The organism is Nocardioides luti (assembly GCF_014212315.1).
Lineage (GTDB): Bacteria > Actinomycetota > Actinomycetes > Propionibacteriales > Nocardioidaceae > Nocardioides > Nocardioides luti.
In genome coordinates this window covers 1,438,990-1,461,414 of record NZ_JACKXE010000001.1, presented here as the reverse complement: position 1 = coordinate 1,461,414, position 22,425 = coordinate 1,438,990, and the positions used below count along the sequence as shown (strand labels likewise).

The following is a 22,425-nucleotide window of genomic DNA, read 5'->3' as shown; positions in this document are numbered from 1 at the left end:
TCCCCGGTTGGTCTGCCGGCAGGGCCCGCCTGACTTTGAATCAGGACTAGCGACGTAGGTTCGACTCCTACCCGGGGAGCGAGAGTCCGCAGCGAGCAACCAGTCGAGGTCCGAGCCTCCTGAGCCAAGGTAGTGAGCATGGCCCGTCCTGCCCCGCACGACCTGACCGTCATCGTCCTCGCCGCCGGGGGCGGCACCCGGATGAAGTCGAAGACCATGAAGGTGCTGCACCCCGTCGCGGGGCGCAGCATGGTCGGCCACGTCCTGGCCGCCGCGCAGGCCGTCGAGCCGCGCCGGATCGTGGCCGTCGTCGGCCACCAGCGCGAGCAGGTCGCTGCGCACATCCGGTCGCTGGTGCCCGACGTCGTCCTGGCCGTCCAGGAGACGCAGGACGGCACCGGCCACGCGGTCCGCATGGCGATGGAGGCCGTGCTCGACGGCGGCGCCGCGCGCGGCACCGTGCTGGTGGCGTACGGCGACACCCCGCTGCTGCAGGGCGAGAGCCTGCGGGCGTTCGCGGCGAACCACGAGGCCGCCCAGCGCACCGTCAGCATCCTCAGCGGCATCGTCGAGGACCCGTTCGGCCTCGGCCGCGTGATCCGCAACCACGAGGGCGACGTCGAGGCCATCGTCGAGGAGAAGGACGCGACCCCGGAGCAGCGGGAGATCCGCGAGATCAACTCCGGGATCCTGGCCTTCGACGCCGAGTTCCTCGCCGAGGTGCTGCCGCGGATCGGCAACGACAACGCCAAGGGGGAGTACTACCTCACCGACGCGATCGGGATCGCCCGCGAGGACGGCCTGACCGTCGGCGCCTACGCGCTCGACGACGTCATGCAGACCGAGGGCGTCAACGACCGGGCCCAGCTGGCCCGGGCGGGCGCCGAGATGAACCGCCGCATCGTCGACCGCTGGATGCGCGACGGTGTGACGGTCATGGACCCGGCCACGACGTGGATCGAGGCCGACGTCGTCCTCGCCCAGGACGTGACGCTGCTGCCCGGCACCCAGCTCCTCGGGGCCACCGTCGTCGCCGAGGACGCGGTGATCGGCCCGGACACCACGCTCAAGGACTGCGAGGTCGGGGCCGGTGCCCGCGTGGTCCGCACCCACGGCGAGCTCGCGGTCGTCGGCGGCGGCGCCACCGTCGGCCCCTTCGCCTACCTCCGCCCCGGCACCCAGCTGGGCGCCGGCGGCAAGATCGGCACCTTCGTCGAGACCAAGAACGCCGTCATCGGGGACGGCGCCAAGGTCCCGCACCTGTCGTACGTCGGGGACGCCGAGATCGGCGAGGGCACCAACATCGGCGCCGGCACGATCTTCGCCAACTACGACGGGGTCGCCAAGCACCGCACCACGATCGGCAGGCACGCCAAGACCGGCTCCAACAACACCTTCGTCGCCCCCGTGACCCTCGGGGACGGCGCCGGGACGGCCGGGGGCACCGTGGTGCGCCGGGACGTGCCGCCGGGGGCCCTCGCGGTGTCGAGCGGACCGCAGCGCAACCTCGAGGGCTGGGCGCTCCGCAAGCGCGCCGACACCGCCCAGGGCCAGGCGGCCGCGGCCGCAACGGAGGGTGAACGAGACGTGTCTCACGACGACGGCTCCTGAGTTGGGCCGAGCGGCCAAGTGGGTGCAGAATCCTTGACGCACCCGTCCGGCGACCCAGGGAGCCACGCACCGTGACCGGAATGAAGCGGACCACCGAGAAGAACCTGATGGTCTTCAGCGGCCGGGCCCACCCCGAGCTCTCCGCGGAAGTGGCCGCCGGTCTCGGCACCGGACTCGTGCCGCAGTCGGCGTACGAGTTCGCGAACTCCGAGATCTACATCCGCTACGAGGAGTCCGTCCGCGGGTGTGACGCCTTCGTGATCCAGAGCCACACGGCTCCGATCAACGAGTGGATCATGGAGCACCTGATCATGGTCGACGCGCTCAAGCGCGCCTCGGCCAAGCGGATCACGGTCGTGATGCCGTTCTACGGCTACGCCCGCCAGGACAAGAAGCACCGTGGCCGCGAGCCGATCTCGGCCCGGCTGATGGCCGACCTCTTCAAGACGGCCGGCGCCGACCGGCTGATCACGGTCGACCTGCACGCCGACCAGATCCAGGGCTTCTTCGACGGCCCCGTCGACCACCTGATGGCGCTGCCGATCCTCGCCGACTACGTCAAGGAGAAGTACGGCCGCGAGAAGCTCGCCGTCGTCTCCCCGGACGCCGGCCGGATCAAGGTCGCCGAGCGCTGGTCGGCCCGCCTCGGCGGCGCCCCGCTGGCCTTCATCCACAAGACCCGCCGCACCGACCGGCCGAACGAGACCGTCGCGAACCGCGTCGTCGGCCAGGTCGAGGGGCGCATCTGCGTGCTCGTCGACGACATGATCGACACCGGCGGCACGATCGTGAAGGCCGCCGAGGCCCTGATGGCCGACGGTGCCGCAGGCGTCGTCATCGCCGCCACCCACGCGATCCTCTCCGACCCCGCCGTCGACCGCCTCAAGAACAGCCCCGCGGTCGAGGTCATCGTCACCAACACGCTCCCGATCGCGCCCGAGTGCCAGTTCGACAAGCTCACGACCCTCTCGATCGCGCCGCTGCTCTCCCGCGCGATCCGCGAGGTGTTCGAGGACGGCTCGGTCACCAGCATGTTCGACGGGCACGCGTAGGCGTCCCACCTCCCGCGAACCTTTCCCCGACGGCCGGCATCGGACACCATGTCCCGCTCGACCACCCTCGGGGAGCTCCTGTGCTGATCCACCCACGTCTCGCGTCCGCGGTCGTCCTCACCACGGTCGTCACCGGCCTCGCGCTCGCCTCACCCGCGCAAGCCGCACCCGGCGGCCGTCCGGACCGGCCGTCCCACCCGACCGCCACGAGGATCGACCTCGGCACCCTCGGGGGGAGGAACAGCGAGGCCTCCGCCGTGGACGGCTCCGTCGTCGTGGGCTCCGCGACCGCCGACCACGGGCGGCGTCACGCGTTCGCCTACGACCTCGCCGCCGCCGAGCCGGTGATGCGTGACCTCGGCACCCTGGGCGGGGGAGCCACGGGTGCCGTCGACGTGGACGGGCCCTTCGTCGTCGGGTCGGCCAGGCTTCCCTCCGGTGTCTTCCACGCGTTCGTCTACGACCTCGCCGCCGCCGAGCCGGTGATGCGGGACCTCGGCACCCTGGGCGGGCGCACCACCGAGGTGGCCGACCTGGACCAGGGCATCGCGGTGGGCCAGTCCGACACGGTCGAGTCGGTGGACGCTGCCGCCCTCGCTCCGCACGCGTTCGCCTACGACGCCACCGCCGCCGAGCCCCACCTGCAGGACCTCGGCACCCTCGGAGGGAGCCACAGCGAGGCCACGGCCGTGTCCGGCACCATCGTGGTGGGCAGCTCCGCGACCGTCTCGGGCGACGTCCACGCCTTTGCCTACGACCTGGCCGCCGACCACCCGGTCATGCGGGACCTGGGCACCCTGGGTGGGCTCAGCAGCGAGGCCACGGACGTCGAGGGGAGCGTCGTCGTCGGCAACGCCTACGACGCGGCGGGTCGCTCGTACCCCTTCGCCTACGACCTGGCCGCGCCGACGCCAGTCATGGAGAACCTCGGCACCCTGGAGCGTCCCGAACGCGGTGGGACCGGGACCCGGGTGCGGATCGACGACGGCGTGGTCGCCGGGACGTCGACCATCTACTCACCGCGCAGGCTGCGTGCCTTCGCCTACGACCTCGACGCCCCCCAGCCGGTCATGCAGGACCTCGGCAACGTCGCCGGAGCGGCCTCGACCTACGTGTCGGGCACCGAGATCGACGGCGACGTCGTGGTCGGGACCTGGCGTGCGCTCCAGAGGAAGGACGAGCCCTCGGCGTTCGTCTACGACCTGGGCGCGGCGAAGCCGACCATGGTCGACCTGGGCTCCTGGGACCACACCGAGCCCGCCGATGTCTCGGGCGACGTGGTTGTCGGCGCGGTCAGGCACGGCCGCAGGTACCGCGCCACCGTGTGGGTCCTGCGGGACACCTCCCGACCCCAGGTCGCCTTCCGCGGGTTCGACCACACGGTGGACGAGGACGACGGTCGGGTCACGATCCGGCTGCGCCGCTACGGACGGGCGGACCGTGCCGTGACCGTGCGGTACGCGACCCGCAGCGGCCAGGCCGAGGCGGGCCAGGACTTCGTGCCCGCCTCGGGGACGGTGCGCTTCGCCCGCGGTGCCAGGAAGGCGTCGTTCACCGTCAGGATCCTGGACGACCGCCGGCGCGAGGGGCAGCAGGCCTTCCTGCTCAACCTGTCCCACCCGAGCGGCAGGGCACTGCTCGGCAGCCCACGCTGGGCGCAGGTGATGATCGCGCCCAGTGACCAGTGACCAGTGACCGGATCCGACGGACCTCCGCTCAGCTGAGGTCGTCGTAGCGGTCCTCCCAGGACCGCCGCAGCACCGTCGGCACCTCGGCGGTGTCGAGGGTGTGCCGCAGCGCGGCCACCTGCTCGGCGTCGAACGCCACCGTCGGGAACGACCAGCCGATCACCAGCGAGAAGGCCTGGCCGCGGGCGGCGAGCGCGGGACCCTCGGCGAGGTAGCGCTGCACGTACGGCGCCAGCAGCCCGGCCTGCTCCGGTGACCAGAGACCTTGGGCGAGCGCGCTGAACATCCGGTTCGACACGTCCGGCGCGGTCATCGCGGCCCACGCGGCCGCCTTGGCCCCGTCGGTCGGCCGGGCCGCCCGGGCGGTGGCCGCGGCCTGGGCGCCGGAGGCCGACGTGTCGTGTGCCTCCTCGGCGGCGATCTCCGCCTCGTCGAGCTCCCCGATCTCCGCGAGCCGGTGCACGACCGTCCAGCGCAGGGCGGGGTCGAGGTCGACGTCGGAGTCGGCGCGGCCGTCCGCCAGCCAGCCGCGCAGCCGGTCGGCGTCCCGCGACGTGGCCGCCAGGCCGCGCGTGAAGGCCGTGGTGAGCTCGGCGTCCGGACCGGCGGCCAGGCCCGCGTCGCAGGCGGCGGCGAGGGTGTCGACCGCCGTGGCCGTGCGGTCGGCGGGGACCCGCCTCACGAGCAGCCCGCGGTGCACCCGCCGCAGCACCGACCCGACGATGGTCGCGTTCGTCTCGTGCGGCAGGTTGGTCGCGACCAGGGCCAGGAAGTCGTCGGGGGAGAGCTCGCGCGTGTGCGCGAGGTCGAGAGCGGCGCTCCACAGCACCGCACGGGTCAGGGCGTCGTCGATCCGGTGCAGCCCGCCGGCGACCGCCGACCAGGACCGCTCGTCCAGGCGCAGCCGGGCGAACGACTCGCCCTGGGCGTGGGGGACCACGACCAGCCCGGCCCAGTCGTCGAGCCGGACGGGCTCGTCGCCGAGGTCGACCATCCGGCTGTCCCGCTCGACCAGCTCGTCGTCGTACGCCGTCACGCGGAGGCGGTGGGGCCGCCGGCCCTCCCGGGCGAGCACGGGGACGTCGCCGTCGAGCGTGACGCGCAGCGTGTCGAAGCCGGAGGCGCGCAGCCACACGTCGACCCAGCCGTGCACGTCGCGGTCCGAGGACTCGTCGAGCGCCGCGACGAAGTCGCGCAGGGTGGCGTTGCCGAAGCGGTGCCGGGCGAGGTAGCGGTTCACCCCGGCCAGGAACGCCTCGTCACCGAGCCAGGTCACCAGCTGGCGCAGGACGGAGTTGCCCTTGGAGTAGGAGATCGCGTCGAAGTTCGTCATCGCGGTCGCGACGTCGACGATCTCCTCGGCCTCGGGGGCCACGGGGTGCGTCGAGCGGCGCTCGTCGGCCTCGTAGGCGCCGGGCTTGCGCGACGCCTCGTGCGAGACCCAGGTGCCGGCGAAGCCGGCCCCGTCCTCCGCGACCCGATAGCCCATGTAGTCGGCGAAGCTCTCCTGCAGCCAGGTGTCCTCCCACCACGTCATCGTCACCAGGTCGCCGAACCACATGTGCGCCATCTCGTGCGCGACGACGGTGGCACGGTCGGTCCGCTCGCCGTCGGTGATCACGCCGCGCGGGAGGAGCTCGTCGGCCCAGAGCACGCAGCCGGGCAGCTCCATCGCGCCCCAGTTGAGCCCCGGGACGAAGACCTGGTCGTAGGAGTCGAACGCGTAGGGCTCCTCGAAGAGCACGGCGAAGTGGTCGAAGCAGTCGTTCGTGGTGGTGCGGAGCTCGGCGGCGTCCCGGTCGAGCTCGGCGGCCTGCGAGCGGCGCGCGTGCCAGCCGAAGGGCAGGGCCGCGTGCTCCCAGGTCACCGAGTGCCACGGCCCGGCGCAGGCGACGAACAGCGCGACCGGGATCGGGGGCGTGGTCGCGAAGGTCCGGGTCGCCCCGTCGTCGGACACGGAGGTCAGCAGGCCGTTGGCCAGTACGGTCCACGCCGGGTCGGCGGTCACGGTCAGCGAGACCGGCGCCTTGAGGTCGTTCTGGTCGAAGCAGGCGAAGACGCGGTGCGCGATGTCCATGCCGCAGTACGCCGAGACGTAGCGCTCCCCGTCGGCCGGGTCGGTCATCGCGTGCATGCCGTCGCCGTCGCTGACGTAGGGCAGCCGGGCCTCCACGACCACCTCGTTGCGCTCGAGGAGGCCCTCCAGCGCGATGCGGTCCGAGGCGTACGACGGCTCGACGGCGCTCCCGTTGACCCGGACGACCAGGTCCTCGGCACGCGCCAGCTCCAGGAAGGTCGTGGGACCGGACGAGGCGAAGCGGACCGTGGTGCGGCAGCGGAACGAGCCCTCGTCGGTGAGGTCGAGCTCGACGGCGTACGACACGTCGGAGAGCTGGGCGGCGCGGGCGCGGGCTTCCACGAGAGTCAGGGACACGCGCCCGAGCCTAGGCACGGGTGCCGACGATTCGCGCGGGAGTTTCCCCGGGGCTAGACTGCTGCGGTTGCCTCGGCGAGGGAACCCCGCGAGGGGGTCCGTGATCGACAGGGCTGGCAGACCACTGGTGCGCCGCGCTGCTCGATCCGAGTGCGCGGCGTTCGTCATGTGACGGGCCGGCCGCACACCTCGAGCGCAGCGCAACCGCCGGACCGTCACACGTCCGGGACCAGACCTGCACCGCACCGTACGAGGAGATGAGCCGCATGGCCGCCGAGAAGATCACCGCCGAGTCCCGCACCGAGTTCGGCAAGGGCGCCGCCCGCCGCATCCGCCGCGCGGACAAGGTCCCCGCCGTCGTCTACGGGCACGGCACCGAGCCGCAGCACGTCACCCTGCCGGGTCACGAGACCATGATGGCGCTGAAGCACGCCGGCGCGAACGCCCTGCTCGAGCTGTCGGTCGACGGCAAGACCGTCCTGGCCCTGACCAAGCAGGTGCAGATCGACCCGATCCGCCGCCACCTCGAGCACATCGACTTCGTCATCGTCCGCAAGGGCGAGAAGGTCACCGTCGACGTCCCGGTCCAGCTGACCGGCGAGGCCGCCAAGGAGACCCTGGTCGTCCTCGACAACGCCACGATCCAGATCGAGGCCGAGGCCACGCACATCCCCGAGCACATCGAGGTCGACATCGAGGGCCTCGAGGCCGGCACCCAGATCCTCGCCTCCGACCTCACGCTCCCCGAGGGCTCGACGCTGCTGCTCGACCCCGAGGCGCTCGTCGTCAACATCACCGACGCGCCCACCACCGAGGAGATCGAGGCCGAGCTCGCCGAGGCCGAGGCCGAGGCCGGCATCGAGCGCGACCCGTCCGACGAGGAGATCGCCGACGCCGAGGCCGAGGCCACCGAGGGCGACGACGCCGAGAAGTCGGACGACGACGAGAAGTCCGACGAGGGCTGATCCACCCCCACGCAGCACCAGAGAGGGCCGGGACTCCACCGTGACCGCAGAACCCACCGGGACACCCGTGTGGCTCGTGGTCGGTCTGGGGAATCCCGGCCCTTCCTACGCCGGGCACCGGCACAACATCGGCTACCTCGTCACCGACGAGCTGGCCAGCCGGATGGGCTCGCCCTTCCGCGCGCACAAGTCCGGCCGCGCCGAGGTCGTCGAGGGACGGCTCGGTGCGCCGGGCACGCCCGGCCCGCGGCTCGTGCTGGCGCGGCCGCGCTGCTACATGAACGAGACCGGGGGACCGGTCAAGGCGCTCGCCACCTTCTACAAGGTGCCGCCGGAGCGCATCGTCGCGATCCACGACGAGCTCGACATCGCCTTCGGCACGCTGCGCGTCAAGCTCGGCGGCGGCGACAACGGCCACAACGGCCTGCGCTCGATGCGCTCCTCGCTGGGGACCGGCGACTTCTACCGGGTCCGGGCCGGCATCGGCCGCCCCCCGGGGCGCCAGGACGTCGCCGACTTCGTGCTGTCGAACTACTCGACGGTCGAGAAGCGCGAGCTGCCCTTCCAGGTCGACCACGCGGCCGACGCGGTCGAGACGCTGGTCACCGAGGGCCTCGAGCGGACCCAGCAGCGCTTCAACTCCTGATGTGCCCCGGCGGGGGCGTCCCCGTTACATTGCCCCGGTGACCTTCGATCCCGGAACCCCGCCGCCCGACGCCGCCACCGACGACCACGTCCTCGCCACCTGGCTGGCGGAGGCCGCCGGGGGCCGGCTGCTGGAGGTCCGCGGGGAGGGCCTCGAGGGCAAGGAGCTCAAGGACGCCGGCGACCTCGCCGCCCACGACCTCCTGATGCGCCTGCTCGCCGAGCACCGGCCGGACGACGCGGTGCTGTCCGAGGAGGGGAAGGACGACAAGCGGCGCCTGGACGCGAAGCGGGTCTGGATCGTCGACCCGCTCGACGGCACCCGGGAGTTCTCCGAGCCGCCCCGCGACGACTGGGCGGTGCACGTGGCGCTGTGGGAGGGCGGCGAGCTGACCGCCGGGGCCGTGGCCCAGCCCGCCCTGGGCGAGACGTTCAACACCGGCCACCCGCCCGTGGTCCCGCCGAGCACGTCGCCCCGTCCGCGGATCGCGGTCTCGCGCAGCCGCCCGCCGGCCTTCGTCCACGCCCTGGCCGAGGAGCTCGACGCCGAGCTGGTCCCGATGGGGTCGGCCGGGGTCAAGGTGCTCTCCGTGGCGCGCGACCTCACCGACGCCTACGTCCACGCCGGCGGACAGTACGAGTGGGACTCCGCGGCCCCCGTCGCGGTCGCCGCGGCGGCCGGGCTGTTCACGTCCCGCGTGGACGGCAGCCCGTTGCGCTACAACCAGGAGGACGTCTACCTCCCGGACCTGATCGTGTGCCGGCCCGAGCTGGCCGAGCGGATCGTCGCCTTCGTCCAGCGCCACGGCACGGACGCCTGAGCGGCGCGCCGACCCGGTGATCCACCACGTGCTGCTCGACGCCGACGGCGTGGTGCAGCGCCTGCCCGGCGGATGGGCAGCGGCGGTGGCGCCGTACCTCGGGGAGCGTGCGGGGGAGTTCCTCACCGCGCTCGGCATGGACGAGCAGCCCTGCCTGCGCGGCGCCGGGGACTTCCGGGCCGTGCTCGCCGACCACCTCGAGCGGTACGCCGTCGACGCGCCCGTCGACGAGGTCTACCCGGCCGTGTGGCTGGACGTGGAGGTCGCCGCGTCGTCGCGCGCGCTCGTCCACGCCCTGCGCGAGGTCGGGGTGGGCGTGCACCTGGCGACCAACCAGGAGGCCGGCCGCGCGGCGTACATGCGCGGCGACCTCGGCTACGACGAGCTCTTCGACGAGTCGTTCTACTCCTGCGACCTGGGGGCCGCGAAGCCCGAGCCGGCCTTCTTCACCCGCGCGCTCGACCGGCTCGCCGCTGCGGCGCCCGAGGTCCTGTTCGTGGACGACCACGAGCCGAACGTGGTGGCGGCGCGCGAGGTGGGGCTCGCGGCCGAGCGCTGGCACCTCGACGACGGGCTCCCGGCGCTCCACGCGCTGGTCGAGCGGCACGGTCTCGTCCTCTGACCGGTCCGGGAAAGCGGTTGCCCCGGCTGCGAGGGGTCAGCACAGTGGCGCCATGACGTCCTTCATCTCGCACACGACCGTCGACTGCGCCAACGCCTTCGAGCTCTCCGAGTGGTGGAAGCCGGTGCTCGGCTACGCCGACCTCGAGGACGACCCGAACCTCCCGGGGCACGAGGAGTGCATGATCCGCGACGTGGAGACCGGCCACCGGATCCTCTTCATCGAGGTGCCGGACGACAAGGCCGCGAAGAACCGCATCCACTTCGACCTGCGCCCCCGCACGGCCACCCGTGACGAGGAGCTCGAGGTGCTGCTCGCGCACGGCGCGACGGTGGTCGAGGACCACCGCGGGAAGTATGGCCCCGGCACCGCCTGGGTGGTGCTGGCCGACCCCGAGGGCAACGAGTTCTGCATCCTGCGGTCCGAGGCGGAGGTCGCCGCGGCGCCGGCCCCCGCCACGCCCCCGGAGTGACCCCTGGCCCGTCCGGGCCACCCGAACCAGTCGGCGAGTAGCCCGTTCGGACTACCCCGGAGAAGTTGCCCTGGCCTGTTGGGGAAAGGCCGCTCGGACGTTCCCCGGTCGTTCACCTGAACCGGCCCTTCTCGTTCCCGTGACCTCCTGAGACTTCGAGGCGTTCCGCCCCTTCTCAGCCAGGACACCAGGTGACCACGCTTCCGCTCACGGACGCCCCGCACGACGCACCCGACGTGCACCCCCGCAGGATCTCCCGCAAGAGCACCGGCGCCGACGCCGTCTTCCAGGTCGGCGCCCGCACCGTCGGGGCCTCGGTCCTCGTGATCACCGGCGGCGTCGCGATCTTCCTGGCGTGGCAGGCCTACCCGACGCTGCAGCGCTACGGCTGGAGCTTCTTCACCGAGACGCAGTGGCAGCCCGACCAGGACGTCATCGGCATCGCCGCGGTCCTGACCGGCACCCTGTCGGTGGCGCTGGTCGCGATGTTCTTCGCCTTCCCGCTGGCGCTGCTGACCGCGCTCTACATCAGCGAGTACGCCCCCGCCCGGATCCGGCCGACGCTCGTCTCGCTCGTCGACCTGATGGCCGCCGTGCCGTCGATCGTCTACGGCCTCTGGGGTGCCTACCTGATCATGCGGTACGCCGCGGAGCTGGCGCTCTGGCTGCAGAAGCACCTCGGCTGGATCCCGATCTTCCAGGTGGAGGGCAGCGACCCGAACGCCGCGGTGTGGGACACCTCGCGCTACATCGCCAGCGCCTTCTGCGCCGGGATCGCCGTCGCGATGATGGTGATGCCGATGGCCTGCGCCGTGATGCGGCAGGTCTTCTCGCAGACGCCGGTGGGGGAGAAGGAGGCCGCGCTCGCGCTCGGCGCCACCAAGTGGGGCGTGATCACCTCGGTGGTGCTGCCCTTCGGCCGCGGCGGGATCATCGGCGGGACGATGCTCGGGATGGGCCGCGCGCTCGGCGAGACCATCGCCGTGGTGCTGATCGTCTCGCCCGCCTTCGACATCAAGCCGCGGATCCTCGAGATCGGTGCGAGCACGGTCAGCTCGCTGATCGCCGGCCGCTTCGGCGAGGCGAGCGCCTCGCAGCTCTCGGCGCTGCTGGCCGCCGGCTTCGTGCTCTTCGTGATCACGCTGGTCGTGAACACGCTGGCCGCCATCGTGGTCAACCGCAGCCGCTCCGGGGCGGAGACGGACTGATGACGACGACCGCCGACCGCGACACCCGCGCCCCCCTCACGACCCGCCCCGTCCTCGACGACGACGCCCCGCCCGCCGTCCCGCGCGGCTCCCTCGGCGGGCCGAGCCCCGACGAGCGCTTCACCCGGATCGGCTCCTGGGTCGCCGCCCTGGGCCTGGCCTGGCTGCTCACCCAGCGGCTGCTGCCGCTGGCCGGCGTCCCGTGGTTCCTCATCGCGTGGTTCGTCTGCGGGATCCTCGTGACCGCCGTGACCGCGGCCATGACCGGCGGCGCGACCGAGGTCAAGGACCGCGTCGCCGCCTCGGTCATCACCGGCGCCGCGGTCGTGGTCGGCGCGGCCCTGCTCAGCACGATCGTCTTCGTGGCGCTGCGCGGCTGGCACCCGATGACCCACCTCAACTTCTTCGCCCACGACATGAGCGGCGTCGGCCCCAAGGACGGCTTCGACAAGGGCGGCGTGCTGCACGCCATCGTCGGCTCGCTCATCGAGCTCGGGATCGCCCTGCTGGTCACCCTGCCGCTCGGGATCGGCACCGCGGTCTTCATGACCGAGGTCGGCGGCCGCTTCGCCAAGGTCGTCCGCACGGTCGTCGAGGCGATGACCGCCCTGCCGTCGATCGTGGCCGGCCTCTTCATCTACAGCGTGCTGATCGTGGCGCTGGGCTACCCGCGCTCCGGCCTGGCCGCCTCGATGGCGATCGCGGTGATGATGCTGCCGATCATCGCGCGGGCCGCCGACGTCGTGCTGCGCGTCGTGCCCGGCGGTCTCCGCGAGGCCAGCCTCGCGCTGGGTGCCAGCCGCTGGCGCACCGTCTGGTGCGTGGTGCTCCCGACCGCCCGGCCCGGCCTCGCGACCGCGGTGATCCTCGGCGTCGCCCGCGGCATCGGCGAGACCAGCCCGGTCCTGCTCACCTCCGGAGCCGCGCCGTCGCTGGTGACCAACCCGACCGACGGGGTCATGAACTCGCTGCCGCTCTTCATCTTCAGCACCGTCCGCTCGGGCGAGCCGAACGCGATCGCCCGCGGCTTCGGCGCCGCCACCGTCCTGCTCGCGCTGGTGCTCGTGCTGTTCGTCGTCGCCCGCCTGCTCGCCCGCCCCCGCGGGAACCGCCGCACCCTCCGCAGCCGCCTGACCCAGGCGCTCGCCCCGAACCGGGAGACCCGTTGAGAACCGCCCGCAACGCCCTCGCCTTCCTGATCTCCCTGGGCTTCGTGCTCAGCCTGCCCGGGACCGCCAGCGCGACCGTCTACGCCCAGATCGAGGGCACTGGCTCGACCTGGTCGGAGCTGATCGTCCAGCAGTGGATCGCGGACGTCGACGCCAACGGCATGAAGGTCGTCTACACCGGCGGCGGCTCCTCCAAGGGCCGCAAGGACTTCTCACAGGACAGCACCGACTTCGCCATCTCCGAGATCCCCTACCAGGGCACCGACGAGCAGGGGAACGCCGACACCAGCAACGGCCGCGAGTTCGCCTACCTCCCGATCGTGGCGGGCGGCACGGCCTTCACCTACCAGCTCAAGATCGGCAACGAGCTGGTCCGCAACCTGCGGCTCTCCGGCGAGACGCTGGCGAAGATCTTCACCAACCAGATCACGAGCTGGGACGACCCGGCGATCACCAAGGACAACAACGGCCGGAAGTTCCCGGCGCTGGCGATCACGCCCGTGGTGCGCTCGGACGGCTCGGGCACGACGGCGCAGTTCACCACCTGGCTCGACCACGAGTACCCCTCGATCTGGCGGCCGTTCTTCGGGCGGTCCGGGCTCACGTCGTACTACCCCCGCAAGGGCCGCGCGGTCGGCCAGGCCGGCTCCGACCAGGTGATGAACACGATCTCCGGCTTCGCCGGCAACGGCACGATCGGGTACGTCGAGTATTCCTACCCGGTCAACAAGGACTACCCGGTCGTCAAGGTCCTCAACAAGGGCGGCTACTACGTCGAGCCGACGCAGTACAACGTGGCCGTCGCGCTGACCAAGGCGCGGATCAACCAGGACAAGTCCTCGCCGCTCTACCTCACGCAGATCCTCGACGGCGTCTACACGGCCACCGACCCGCGGGCCTACCCGCTGTCGTCGTACTCCTACATGATCATCCCGACCGGGGCGGACGACCCGCGGATGACGACCGCCAAGCGGCAGACGCTCGCGGACTTCATGTACTACTCGCTGTGCGCGGGCCAGTCCAAGGCCGGGCCGTACGGCTACTCGCCGCTGCCGCTGAACCTCGTGCAGGCCGGCTTCACCCAGCTGGCGAAGCTGAAGCAGGCCGACCCGGACGTCGACCTGACCGACCGCGACGTCACGAAGTGCAACAACCCGACCTTCGTGGCCGGCAACCTGTCGCAGAACCACCTGGCCCAGATCGCGCCGCAGCCGGCGGCCTGCGACAAGCTCGGCGACGGCCCCTGCGGCACCGCGACCGGCAACAACCAGCCCTCGACCGACGACGGCAACGCCCCGGCGTCGGCGGCCCCCGGCACGACCGGCGGTGGGTCCGGCGGCGGTGGCGGCGGCGGGTCCGGCGGTGGTGGGGGGAGTGCCCCCGGCACCACCGACCCCGGCGCGGCTCCGGTCGTCGACCCCGAGACCGGTGCCGTCGTCGGCGGCACCACGACCACGACGTCGGGCGACGCGATCTACGCCAACCCGACCGAGCTGGTCTCGGCCCGCCCGATCGACAGCACCGCCTTCGGGTGGTTGGCCGCCGTCGAGCTGCTCGCGCTGGTCCTCCTCCCCGGCCTGTTCGCCGCCTCGCTGCGGCGCCGGCGCACGGCCACGGGTGGCCGGCGATGAGGGCCCCGACCCGGCGCCCGCTCGTCGCGGCCCTGCTGGCGGTCGTCGCGGCCGGTGTCCTCGCCTGGGTGCCCGCCACCTCGTCGACAGCGTCCACGGCCTCGAGCGCCCCGGCGGCCCGCGCCGGCCAGGACGGCTACCGCGCGACCAAGACCCTCACCCGCGTGCTCACCAACGCCGACGGGTCGACGTACTCCTTCCCGAGCCACCAGGTCACGGTGACCGCCGACCAGACGCAGAACCTGCGCGGCCGGCAGCGGATCCAGGTCAGCTGGACCGGCGCGCAGCCCAGCGCCGGCCGGGCGAGCAACCCGTACGGCGAGAACGGGCTGCTGCAGGAGTACCCCGTCGTCATCCTCCAGTGCCGCGGCACCGACGACCCGTCGCTGCCGAAGGCCAAGCAGCTCTCGCCGCAGACGTGCTGGACGGCGTCGGTCGCCCAGCGCTCGCAGATCACCCGGTCCGAGGGCGACGCGGTCTGGACCCACGACCTCGAGGCGGCCCCGGCCGACAAGGAGCGGGTCTCGGGCGCGGACCCGTTCCCGTCCGCGGAGCAGTGCCCGACGGCCGACATCGCGCCGTACGCCACCCGGCTGACGCCGTTCGTCGCCGCCAAGGGCACGGTCTTCCCGGCCTGCGACGCCCAGAACATGCCGCCCGAGGCGGCCGTCGGCGCGGCCTTCCCGCCCGCCGAGCTCGCCGCCTTCAGCGACGAGAACGGCGCCGGCTCGGCGCAGTTCGAGGTCCGCAGCGACGTCGAGAACGAGTCGCTCGGCTGCTCACACACCGTCGCCTGCTCGGTCGTGGTGATCCCGATCAACGGGCTCAGCTGCGACGCCCCGTCGACGCCGCCCACGAACGCCGACCTCGCGTGCCGCAAGGGCGGCCGCTTCACCCCGGGCTCCAGCAACTTCGCCAACGACGGCGTGGACGCCGCGGTCTCCCCGGCGCTGTGGTGGTCGGCCTCCAACTGGGAGAACCGCTTCTCGATCCCGATCACCTTCGGCCTGCCGCCGGACGCCTGCGACATCCTCGACCCGCGGCCGCCGACGGGCTTCTACGGCTCCGAGCTGCTCGCCCAGGCCGCGCTGCAGTGGTCGCCGGCGTACTGCCTCAACGACGGGCGCTTCAAGTTCCAGCTCAACCAGATGTCCGACGAGGCCGGCTGGAACCTCATGGAGAGCGGCGGCGGGGCCGCGGCCGAGGTGTCCTCGGAGCACGAGCAGCGGGGGACCGACCCGGTCGGCTACGCGCCGACCGCGGTGACCGGCTTCTCGATCGGCTACGTCATCGACCGGCCCGACAACGCCGGTGAGTTCACCCGGCTGCGGCTCAACGCGCGGCTGATCGCCAAGCTGATGACCGAGAGCTACCTGGGCTCCGACCTCGGTCGCGGGCACCCCGGGATCGGCGGCAACCCGCTGGCGATCATGAGCGACCCCGAGTTCCAGCAGCTCAACCCGGGCCTCAGCAGCAACGCCCAGGAGGCCGGCGCGACGTTGCTGTCGCTGTCGAACTCCTCGGACGTGATCGAGCAGCTCACGGACTACATCGCCCACGACAAGGACGCGATGGCGTTCCTGCACGGCAAGGCCGACCCGTGGGGCATGAAGGTGAACCCGGAGTACCGCGACATCGCGGTGCCCACCGCCGAGTGGCCGCTGCTCGACTCCTACATCCCCGAGACCGAGAACACCTGCCGCCAGAAGAACCCGGCCGTCTACTTCAGCCAGCTCGCGGCGCCGGTGACCACCATGCGCAAGATCGCCGAGGCGCTGCTCGACTCGTGGCCGAACGTGCAGACCCGGTGCGAGTTCGACCAGTCGACGCAGCTCTACAAGCTCGGCCGGATCGACCGGCAGTCCTTCGGCGCCCGCTTCATGCTCGGTGTCGTCAGCCTCGGGGACGCCGACCGCTACGGGCTGCGCTCCGCCGCCCTCGAGACGAAGCCGGGGACGTACGTCGCCCCGACGGACCGCTCGCTGGGGGCGGCCGTCGGCCTGGCGAAGCAGGACGAGCCGCTGCAGCCCTTCACCCTCGACCAGGGCGCCGTGCGGTCCTCCGGCGCGGCCTACCCGGGCACGATGGTCGTCTACACCGCCGCCCGGCTGCGGAACCTCGACGCCGCCGACGCCGCGAAGGTCGCGCAGTTCGTCCGGGTCTCCACCTCCGAGGGCCAGCGCCCCGGCAGCGGGAACGGCGAGCTGCCCGGCGGCTTCCTGCCGATCCGGAGCAGCGGGGTCACCCAGAAGCTGCACGCCTCGGCCCTGGCCGTGGCGACCGCGATCGAGAAGCAGACGCCCGCCCCGGCAGGTCCCGGCTCCGGTCCGCCCTCCGGGCCGGGCGGCGCGCCCGGCGGGTCCACCGGTCCCGTCGGCCCGCCCGCCGTGTCGTCCCCGCCGGGCGGTGACGCCCCGGCGTCGAAGCCCACGAAGCCCCCCTCCGCGGCGCCCACCGCCCCGGCCGAGGCCGTCACCATGCCGGCCACGCAGCCGGTCAGCTCGGGCCTGGCCGGTGGGTTCCTGCCGACGCTGCTGATCTTCGGGCTGGTCGCGCTCGCCGTCGGTGGCGGCCTTCGCTTCTTCGTGCGCCCCCCGCGGAGCACGCCGTGACGACCGTGCTCAGCCCCGAGGAGAAGACCGTGACCGTGCGACGCAGCGGCGGCGGGGTCCCGGCAGCAGGAGCCCGCGCCCGCGTCGCCGCCGCCCGCCGGCTCACCCGGGTCCGCACCACGGTCGGACGCGCCCGGCTCCCGCGCCGTGCGCCCGCGGCCGGACCGCCCGGGGCCGCCGAGCGCACCTCCGTCCTGGTCTCGTCGGTCGCGACCATGGTGGCGATCGTCTGCCTCTGGACCACCGCGCAGATGCTCGTCCTCGGCGTCGTGTCCCAGCACCGGGAGCAGGACCTGCTCTACGGCCGCTTCCGCACCGACCTCGCCAGCGCGACCGCGCCGATCGGGCCGATCGTGCCGGTGGGCGACCCCGTGGCGCTGCTCTCGATCCCGCACCTCGGGCTGCAGCAGGTCGTCGTCGAGGGCACGGCCTCCGGCGACACCCTGGCCGGGCCCGGGCACCGCCGCGACACCGTGCTGCCCGGCCAGGAGGGCACCTCGGTGGTCTACGGCCGCGCGTCGACGTACGGCGGTCCCTTCGGCCACCTGCCCGAGCTGCGCGTCGGCGACGCGATCCAGGTCGTGATGGCGCAGGGCACCAAGAAGTTCGTCGTGAGCGGGATCCGGCGCGCGGGCGACCCGCTGCCGACCCCGCCGAAGGCCGGCGCCGCCCGGCTCACGCTCGTCACCGCCGAGGGGACGGGGCGGCTCGCCGCCCTGGCCCCGGAGTCGGCGGTCTACGTGGACGCCGACGCGAAGAAGGCGTTCCCCGCACCGCCCGGTCGACCGACCGCGGTGCCCGAGACGGAGAAGGCGATGGCCGCGGACCGGGGTGCGATCCCGCTCCTCACGCTCTGCCTGGCCCTCCTCCTGGCGCTGACGCTCGGGGTCATCGCCGCACGACAACGCTGGTCGACCGCCCTGGTCTGGGTGGTCGCGAGCCCGCTGGCGCTGGCGTTGTCCTGGGCCACCACCGACGTGGTGATGCGCCTCCTGCCCAACCTGATCTGACCCCGGTCCGATCCCTCGACCGCTCCACGTCTCCACCTCACGACCGCACCACCGCACCACCTCATGTCAGCGCTACCCAACCTCAGGAGCACACGCAGATGTTCGTACGAAAGACCCTGTCGGGCCTCGTCGCGGCAGCCGTCGCCGGCTCGGCGCTCGCCCTCTCCGCCGCCCCGGCCCTGGCCGCCACCGACGTCGACGACACGACCTTCACGCCCGTCGCCGGCGACCTGATCGGCGTCGGCTCGGACACCAGCCAGCACGCCCTCAAGCTGCTCGCCGACGCCTTCAACGCCCAGTCGCCGGCGCCCACCGCCAAGCTCGCCAGCTTCGCCGCGACCGGCGGCGGCACCATCACCCTGCCGAGCGGGGCCATCAACCGCCCGAACGGCTCCGGTGCCGGCAAGGCCCTGCTGTACGGCTCGGCCAACAACCCTGACGTCGACTTCGCCCGCTCCTCCTCGGCGCTCAGCACCGCGGAGACGCAGGCCGGCCTCCAGACCTTCCCCTTCGCGCTCGACACCCTCGCGATGGCCGTCTCCAACAGCGTCCCCTCGCACGCGCCGGTCAGCCTCACCGCCGGCCAGATCGTCGACATCTACAAGGGCAACATCACCAACTGGAGCCAGGTCGGCGGCCAGGACGGCGTCATCGCCCCGAAGATCCCGCAGGCCGGCTCGGGCACGCGCAGCTTCTTCGTGGCGCAGCTCAAGGCCGCCAACGGCGGCGCCGACGTGGCGCTCGGCGCCGCGGTCACCGAGGTCCAGGAGCACGACGACAGCACGATCAAGAGCAACCCCGACGCCGTCGCACCGTTCTCGGTGGGCCGCGCCGGGCTGCTGGGCACCACGCTGCGCATCGAGGACGGCTTCCGGGCGAACCGCGCCCTCTACAACGTCGTGCGCGGCACGGACGTCGGCAACGCGGCCGTCCAGGCCGCCTTCGCCGAGAACGGCTTCGTCTGCTCGACGGCGGCCCGTCCGCTCATCGAGCAGGCCGGCTTCAAGCAGCTCGCCACGCCCGCCAACGGGGGCGCCTGCGGCGCCGCGACCCAGACGCCGACCGGCAACTTCGCTCTCAACCAGCAGGTCGTGACCACCTCGACGCTGGACGCCACCAGCCCCCGGGCGCGGGTCGCGCACCTGGTCGCGGCGGTCAGCGGCTCGACCTCCCCGCAGGGGACCTTCGACTTCTACCAGGGCGAGACCCTGCTGACGTCCGGCGTCCCGCTGGTCTCCGGTCAGGCGACGTACGACGCCCCGGCGGAGCCCGGCACGCACGACTACACCGCGATCTTCCGCCCGGCGGCCGGCTTCGACCCGTCGCAGGCCAGCGACTCGGTCCTCGTCACGACCTCCTCGTCGATCACGGAGTCCTTCCCCGCGACGGTCAAGAAGGGCAAGCGGGCGACCGGCAAGGTCACCGTCACCCTCGCGGGCGTCTCCGACAAGGCCACCGGCGTCGTCAAGGTGCTCAAGGGCACCAAGACGGTCGGCAAGGGCACGCTGTCCAACGGCGTCGTGAAGATCAAGCTCGCCAAGCTCACCAAGGGCAAGAACAAGCTCAAGGCCGTCTGGGCCGGCAACGCCGTGGCCGCCGGCTCGTCGAAGAGCTTCACGATCAAGCAGAAGTAGCGCCACCGCACCACCGCACCACCCGTGCCGGGTGGTCGCCCTCCCGGGGCGGCCGCCCGGCCCGGCACCTGCACGCGCACCGCCCCTGTTCCCGCCCCACCGAGCACCGAGACGGACACCACCACCATGGACGCACCCCGCGGCACCCAGCCCCTCTTCGCCGACGAGGCCGCCACCACGACCCTGCCTGCCGTGACCGCCGAGCCGGCCTGGTCCGCCGCGCCGCTCGCCGACGGCGCCGCCCCGCTGGCCGAGATCGAGGCCCGCGAGCTGACCGCCTGGTTCGGCAGCCACAAGGTGCTCGACCGGGTCTCGCTCACCATGCGCGCCGGGGGGATCACCGCGCTGATCGGTCCCTCGGGCTGCGGCAAGTCGACCTTCCTCCGCATCCTGAACCGGATGCACGAGCTGGTGCCCTCGGCGCAGCTCGCGGGCGAGGTGCTGCTCGACGGGCAGGACATCTACGACCCGTCGCGCCGCCTCATCGACGCCCGTCGCTCGATCGGGATGGTCTTCCAGAAGCCCAACCCCTTCCCGGCCATGTCGATCCGGGAGAACGTGCTGGCCGGGCTGCGGCTCACCGGCACCAAGGCCTCGCGCTCGACCCGCGACGACCTCGTCGAGTCCTGCCTGACCAAGGGCGGCCTCTGGAACGAGGTGAAGGACCGCCTCGACGCCCCCGGCGGCGGCCTATCCGGCGGCCAGCAGCAGCGGCTGTGCATCGCCCGCTCGCTGGCCATCAAGCCCCGGGTGCTGCTCATGGACGAGCCGTGCTCCGCCCTCGACCCGACCTCCACCCGGGTGATCGAGGAGACCATGCTCGAGCTGGCCCGCGAGGTCACGATCGTGATCGTCACGCACAACATGCAGCAGGCCGCCCGCGTCTCCACGCAGTGCGCGTTCTTCCTCGCGGCCCAGGGCACCCCCGGGGTGATCGTCGAGCACGGGGATACTGCTGCCATGTTCCAGAGCCCCCAGGACCAGCGCACGCTGGACTACGTCAACGGTCGTTTCGGGTGACGGCACCTCGCCTCATCGGGGTGCTGGCGCTCATGCTGGTCGCCGTCTCCGGGCTCGGCTACCTCGCCTCGCAGACGCTGATGGCGCGGCCGCCGCTGGTGCCGGGCGACCTGCCGGCGTACGTCGCCGCGCCGGTGCCCGCCCGCACCACCCCCTCGGTGGCGCCCGGCCAGCCGCTCGGCCGGCCGCGCGTCGACCCGAACTGGCTCGCGCGCACCGCGACCAGGACCGGCATCCCGCCCACGGCCCTGCGGGCGTACGCCGTCGCGCAGCTGTCCGACGCGGGCGGCTGCGACGTCGGGTGGACCACCCTGGCCGGCGTCGGCTGGGTCGAGTCGCAGCACGGCACCCTCGGCGGCCGCACCCTGCGGCCCGGCGGCCGCTCGTCGACCCCGATCCTCGGGCCGGCCCTCGACGGGCGGAGGTTCGCCGCCATCCGCTCGACCCCCGGGTCGCAGGCCTGGCACGGCGACCCGCGCTGGGAGCACGCCGTCGGCCCCATGCAGTTCCTCCCCGGCACCTGGGCGACCTGGGCCACCGACGGAGACGGCGACGGGCGCACGAGCCCGCTCGACCTCGACGACGCCGCGGCGGCGACCGCGCGCTACCTCTGCGCCGACGGCCACGACCTCACCACCGGCGACGGCTGGGCGGCCGCGATCTTCTCCTACAACCACGACCAGGCCTACGTCGACGCCGTGCACGCCGCCGCGGTCACCTACGCCCAGCGCGCCGGCTGACCACCGGGCCCGCCGAGTCGGCGCGTCTGCAGACGCCGGGACCGCCGAGTCGGCGCGTCTGCAGACACCGGGCCCGCCGAGTCGGCGAATCTGCACACGCGCTCAGCTGGCGGGGTGCTGGCGGAGCCAGCGGTCGACCGGGACCGGCCGATCGGCGTCGTACCCCTCGGGCAGCAGCACCGGCCCGCGGTGGGTCAGGTAGTAGATCTGCCACTCGTGCCAGCCGCGCAGCTCGCGCGGGTGCTCGCGCAGGATGTCGGCGAGCACGAGGACGGCGCGGACGTAGCCGTCGGAGTTGTTGTAGTGGTGCAGCGCCGCGAACGGGTCGTCCGCGAAGCCGTTGGCCGCGAGCAGCCGGCCGGCCGCCAGGATCGCGTCGTGCGGGTCGCGGATGTCGCCGCCGGCGCCGTACGACTCCCACGTGGCGGGGATGAACTGCATCGGGCCCTGGGCGCCCGCCTCGGAGTCGCCGGTGATCCGGCCGAAGTCGGTCTCGACGAAGTTGATCGCGGCCAGCAGCCGCCAGTCGACGCCGGTGCGGCGCTGGGCCAGGCGGTAGTCCGCGACCAGGGCGGGCAGCGGGTCGGGCGGGTCGATGCGCCAGGCCGGGAGCGTGGTCGGCAGGTCGGCGTCGGAGGTGGGGTAGATCGAGCGCAGCGAACGGCGCGCCGCCAGGTTGTCGCGCACGAGCGGCCGCAGCGTCGCGGGGACGGCGGCCAGCACGCGCCGGTCCCAGCCCGGGTGGTCGCTCCACGTCCGGTAGCTCACCTGCTGCTGGCGCGCGGCCGCGGTCAGCGCCCGGTCGTCGGTGGCCGGGTCGGCGATCGCCTGCTCGGCCCGGGTCAGGGACTCGGCGACGGCGCCGGGGCCGGAGGGGCGGGTCGGACGGTCGGCGCCGGGGGAGGGCGTCGACGACGCGGACGAGCCGGCGCCCGGGTCACCGCCGGCGCGAGGCTCCGCGTCGTCGGCGCTGCAGCCGCTGAGGGTCGTCGCGCAGACGAGAGCGAGCAGCAGGCGGATCACCGGGCCACCGTAGACTCGACCCATCACCCCCTGCCAAGCCTGGCCGGGGGCTGTCGTGTTGTGCCGTC

Annotated in this window: 18 protein-coding genes and 1 tRNA gene; 17 read left to right on the top strand and 2 right to left on the bottom strand. The window is 73.0% G+C overall.

What is annotated here, in order from left to right:
• From H5V45_RS07045 to H5V45_RS07030, 4 genes are all read left to right on the top strand, one after another.
• Positions 1 to 79, top strand: a tRNA-Gln gene (locus H5V45_RS07045).
• 59 nt (positions 80 to 138) lie between these two features.
• Positions 139 to 1,611, top strand: coding sequence for a bifunctional UDP-N-acetylglucosamine diphosphorylase/glucosamine-1-phosphate N-acetyltransferase GlmU (glmU, locus tag H5V45_RS07040; RefSeq protein ID WP_185252275.1), 1,473 nt, complete (start codon positions 139 to 141; stop codon positions 1,609 to 1,611).
• Between the two features lie 71 nt (positions 1,612 to 1,682).
• Positions 1,683 to 2,663 carry a ribose-phosphate diphosphokinase gene (locus H5V45_RS07035; RefSeq protein WP_425491424.1) on the top strand — a complete coding sequence of 327 codons (981 nt, stop codon included), beginning with the start codon at positions 1,683 to 1,685 and terminating at the stop codon, positions 2,661 to 2,663.
• A gap of 80 nt (positions 2,664 to 2,743) precedes the next feature.
• Positions 2,744 to 4,351, top strand: a complete 1,608-nt coding sequence (locus tag H5V45_RS07030) for a Calx-beta domain-containing protein (RefSeq protein ID WP_185252273.1) — start codon at positions 2,744 to 2,746, stop codon at positions 4,349 to 4,351.
• A gap of 28 nt (positions 4,352 to 4,379) precedes the next feature.
• Here H5V45_RS07030 and pepN read toward each other — a convergent pair whose 3' ends face one another.
• Positions 4,380 to 6,785: an aminopeptidase N gene (pepN, locus tag H5V45_RS07025; protein ID WP_185252272.1), complete on the bottom strand. Its 2,406-nt coding sequence runs from the start codon at positions 6,783 to 6,785 to the stop codon at positions 4,380 to 4,382.
• A 257-nt stretch (positions 6,786 to 7,042) separates the two neighbouring features.
• On the opposite strand from pepN, the gene H5V45_RS07020 reads away from it, so the two are divergent.
• From H5V45_RS07020 to H5V45_RS06960, 13 genes are all read left to right on the top strand, one after another.
• Entirely contained in the window at positions 7,043 to 7,750 is a 708-nt protein-coding gene (locus H5V45_RS07020) for a 50S ribosomal protein L25/general stress protein Ctc (protein WP_425491423.1), read from the top strand.
• 40 nt (positions 7,751 to 7,790) lie between these two features.
• A complete protein-coding gene (pth, locus tag H5V45_RS07015) occupies positions 7,791 to 8,396 on the top strand; it encodes an aminoacyl-tRNA hydrolase (RefSeq protein WP_185252271.1) in 606 nt (201 codons plus the stop codon).
• 37 nt (positions 8,397 to 8,433) lie between these two features.
• The gene (locus H5V45_RS07010) at positions 8,434 to 9,216 is read left to right on the top strand and encodes an inositol monophosphatase family protein (protein ID WP_185252270.1); all 783 of its coding nucleotides are present in this window, start codon (positions 8,434 to 8,436) and stop codon (positions 9,214 to 9,216) included.
• Between the two features lie 16 nt (positions 9,217 to 9,232).
• On the top strand, positions 9,233 to 9,838 hold the full coding sequence (locus H5V45_RS07005; RefSeq protein ID WP_185252269.1) for an HAD-IA family hydrolase: 606 nt from the start codon (positions 9,233 to 9,235) through the stop codon (positions 9,836 to 9,838).
• A 52-nt stretch (positions 9,839 to 9,890) separates the two neighbouring features.
• Positions 9,891 to 10,310 (top strand): VOC family protein, encoded by a 420-nt coding sequence (locus H5V45_RS07000; RefSeq protein ID WP_185252268.1) that lies wholly within the window; start codon positions 9,891 to 9,893, stop codon positions 10,308 to 10,310.
• 191 nt (positions 10,311 to 10,501) lie between these two features.
• Positions 10,502 to 11,518: a phosphate ABC transporter permease subunit PstC gene (pstC, locus tag H5V45_RS06995; protein WP_185252267.1), complete on the top strand. Its 1,017-nt coding sequence runs from the start codon at positions 10,502 to 10,504 to the stop codon at positions 11,516 to 11,518.
• Positions 11,518 to 12,687 carry a phosphate ABC transporter permease PstA gene (gene pstA, locus H5V45_RS06990; RefSeq protein ID WP_185252266.1) on the top strand — a complete coding sequence of 390 codons (1,170 nt, stop codon included), beginning with the start codon at positions 11,518 to 11,520 and terminating at the stop codon, positions 12,685 to 12,687. The genes pstC and pstA overlap by 1 nt, the downstream gene beginning before the upstream one ends.
• Entirely contained in the window at positions 12,684 to 14,318 is a 1,635-nt protein-coding gene (locus H5V45_RS06985; protein WP_185252265.1) for a phosphate ABC transporter substrate-binding protein PstS, read from the top strand. The genes pstA and H5V45_RS06985 overlap by 4 nt, the downstream gene beginning before the upstream one ends.
• On the top strand, positions 14,315 to 16,930 hold the full coding sequence (locus H5V45_RS06980) for a hypothetical protein (RefSeq protein WP_185252264.1): 2,616 nt from the start codon (positions 14,315 to 14,317) through the stop codon (positions 16,928 to 16,930). Before H5V45_RS06985 ends, H5V45_RS06980 begins: the two co-directional genes overlap by 4 nt.
• Entirely contained in the window at positions 16,927 to 17,940 is a 1,014-nt protein-coding gene (locus H5V45_RS06975; RefSeq protein ID WP_185252263.1) for a sortase domain-containing protein, read from the top strand. Before H5V45_RS06980 ends, H5V45_RS06975 begins: the two co-directional genes overlap by 4 nt.
• A 98-nt stretch (positions 17,941 to 18,038) precedes the next feature.
• Complete coding sequence (locus H5V45_RS06970; protein WP_185252262.1) at positions 18,039 to 19,574, top strand: substrate-binding domain-containing protein; 1,536 nt, start codon at positions 18,039 to 18,041, stop codon at positions 19,572 to 19,574.
• Between the two features lie 126 nt (positions 19,575 to 19,700).
• Positions 19,701 to 20,594, top strand: a complete 894-nt coding sequence (locus tag H5V45_RS06965) for a phosphate ABC transporter ATP-binding protein (RefSeq protein WP_246415873.1) — start codon at positions 19,701 to 19,703, stop codon at positions 20,592 to 20,594.
• Positions 20,591 to 21,334, top strand: a complete 744-nt coding sequence (locus tag H5V45_RS06960) for a lytic murein transglycosylase (protein ID WP_343061460.1) — start codon at positions 20,591 to 20,593, stop codon at positions 21,332 to 21,334. The genes H5V45_RS06965 and H5V45_RS06960 overlap by 4 nt, the downstream gene beginning before the upstream one ends.
• 102 nt (positions 21,335 to 21,436) lie before the next feature.
• On the opposite strand, the gene H5V45_RS06955 is transcribed toward H5V45_RS06960, so the two are convergent.
• Complete coding sequence (locus H5V45_RS06955) at positions 21,437 to 22,357, bottom strand: lytic transglycosylase domain-containing protein (RefSeq protein WP_221633940.1); 921 nt, start codon at positions 22,355 to 22,357, stop codon at positions 21,437 to 21,439.
• Between the last annotated feature and the right edge of the window lie 68 nt (positions 22,358 to 22,425).

What these genes read in the sequence shown, in the direction of transcription:
- pstA (WP_185252266.1), top strand. Translation starts at nt 11,518, where the DNA reads ATGACGACGACCGCCGACCGCGACACCCGCGCCCCCCTCACGACCCGC.
- H5V45_RS06970 (WP_185252262.1), top strand. Translation starts at nt 18,039, where the DNA reads ATGTTCGTACGAAAGACCCTGTCGGGCCTCGTCGCGGCAGCCGTCGCC.
- glmU (WP_185252275.1), top strand. Translation starts at nt 139, where the DNA reads ATGGCCCGTCCTGCCCCGCACGACCTGACCGTCATCGTCCTCGCCGCC.
- H5V45_RS06980 (WP_185252264.1), top strand. Translation starts at nt 14,315, where the DNA reads ATGAGGGCCCCGACCCGGCGCCCGCTCGTCGCGGCCCTGCTGGCGGTC.
- H5V45_RS07000 (WP_185252268.1), top strand. Translation starts at nt 9,891, where the DNA reads ATGACGTCCTTCATCTCGCACACGACCGTCGACTGCGCCAACGCCTTC.
- H5V45_RS07020 (WP_425491423.1), top strand. Translation starts at nt 7,043, where the DNA reads ATGAGCCGCATGGCCGCCGAGAAGATCACCGCCGAGTCCCGCACCGAG.
- H5V45_RS06965 (WP_246415873.1), top strand. Translation starts at nt 19,701, where the DNA reads ATGGACGCACCCCGCGGCACCCAGCCCCTCTTCGCCGACGAGGCCGCC.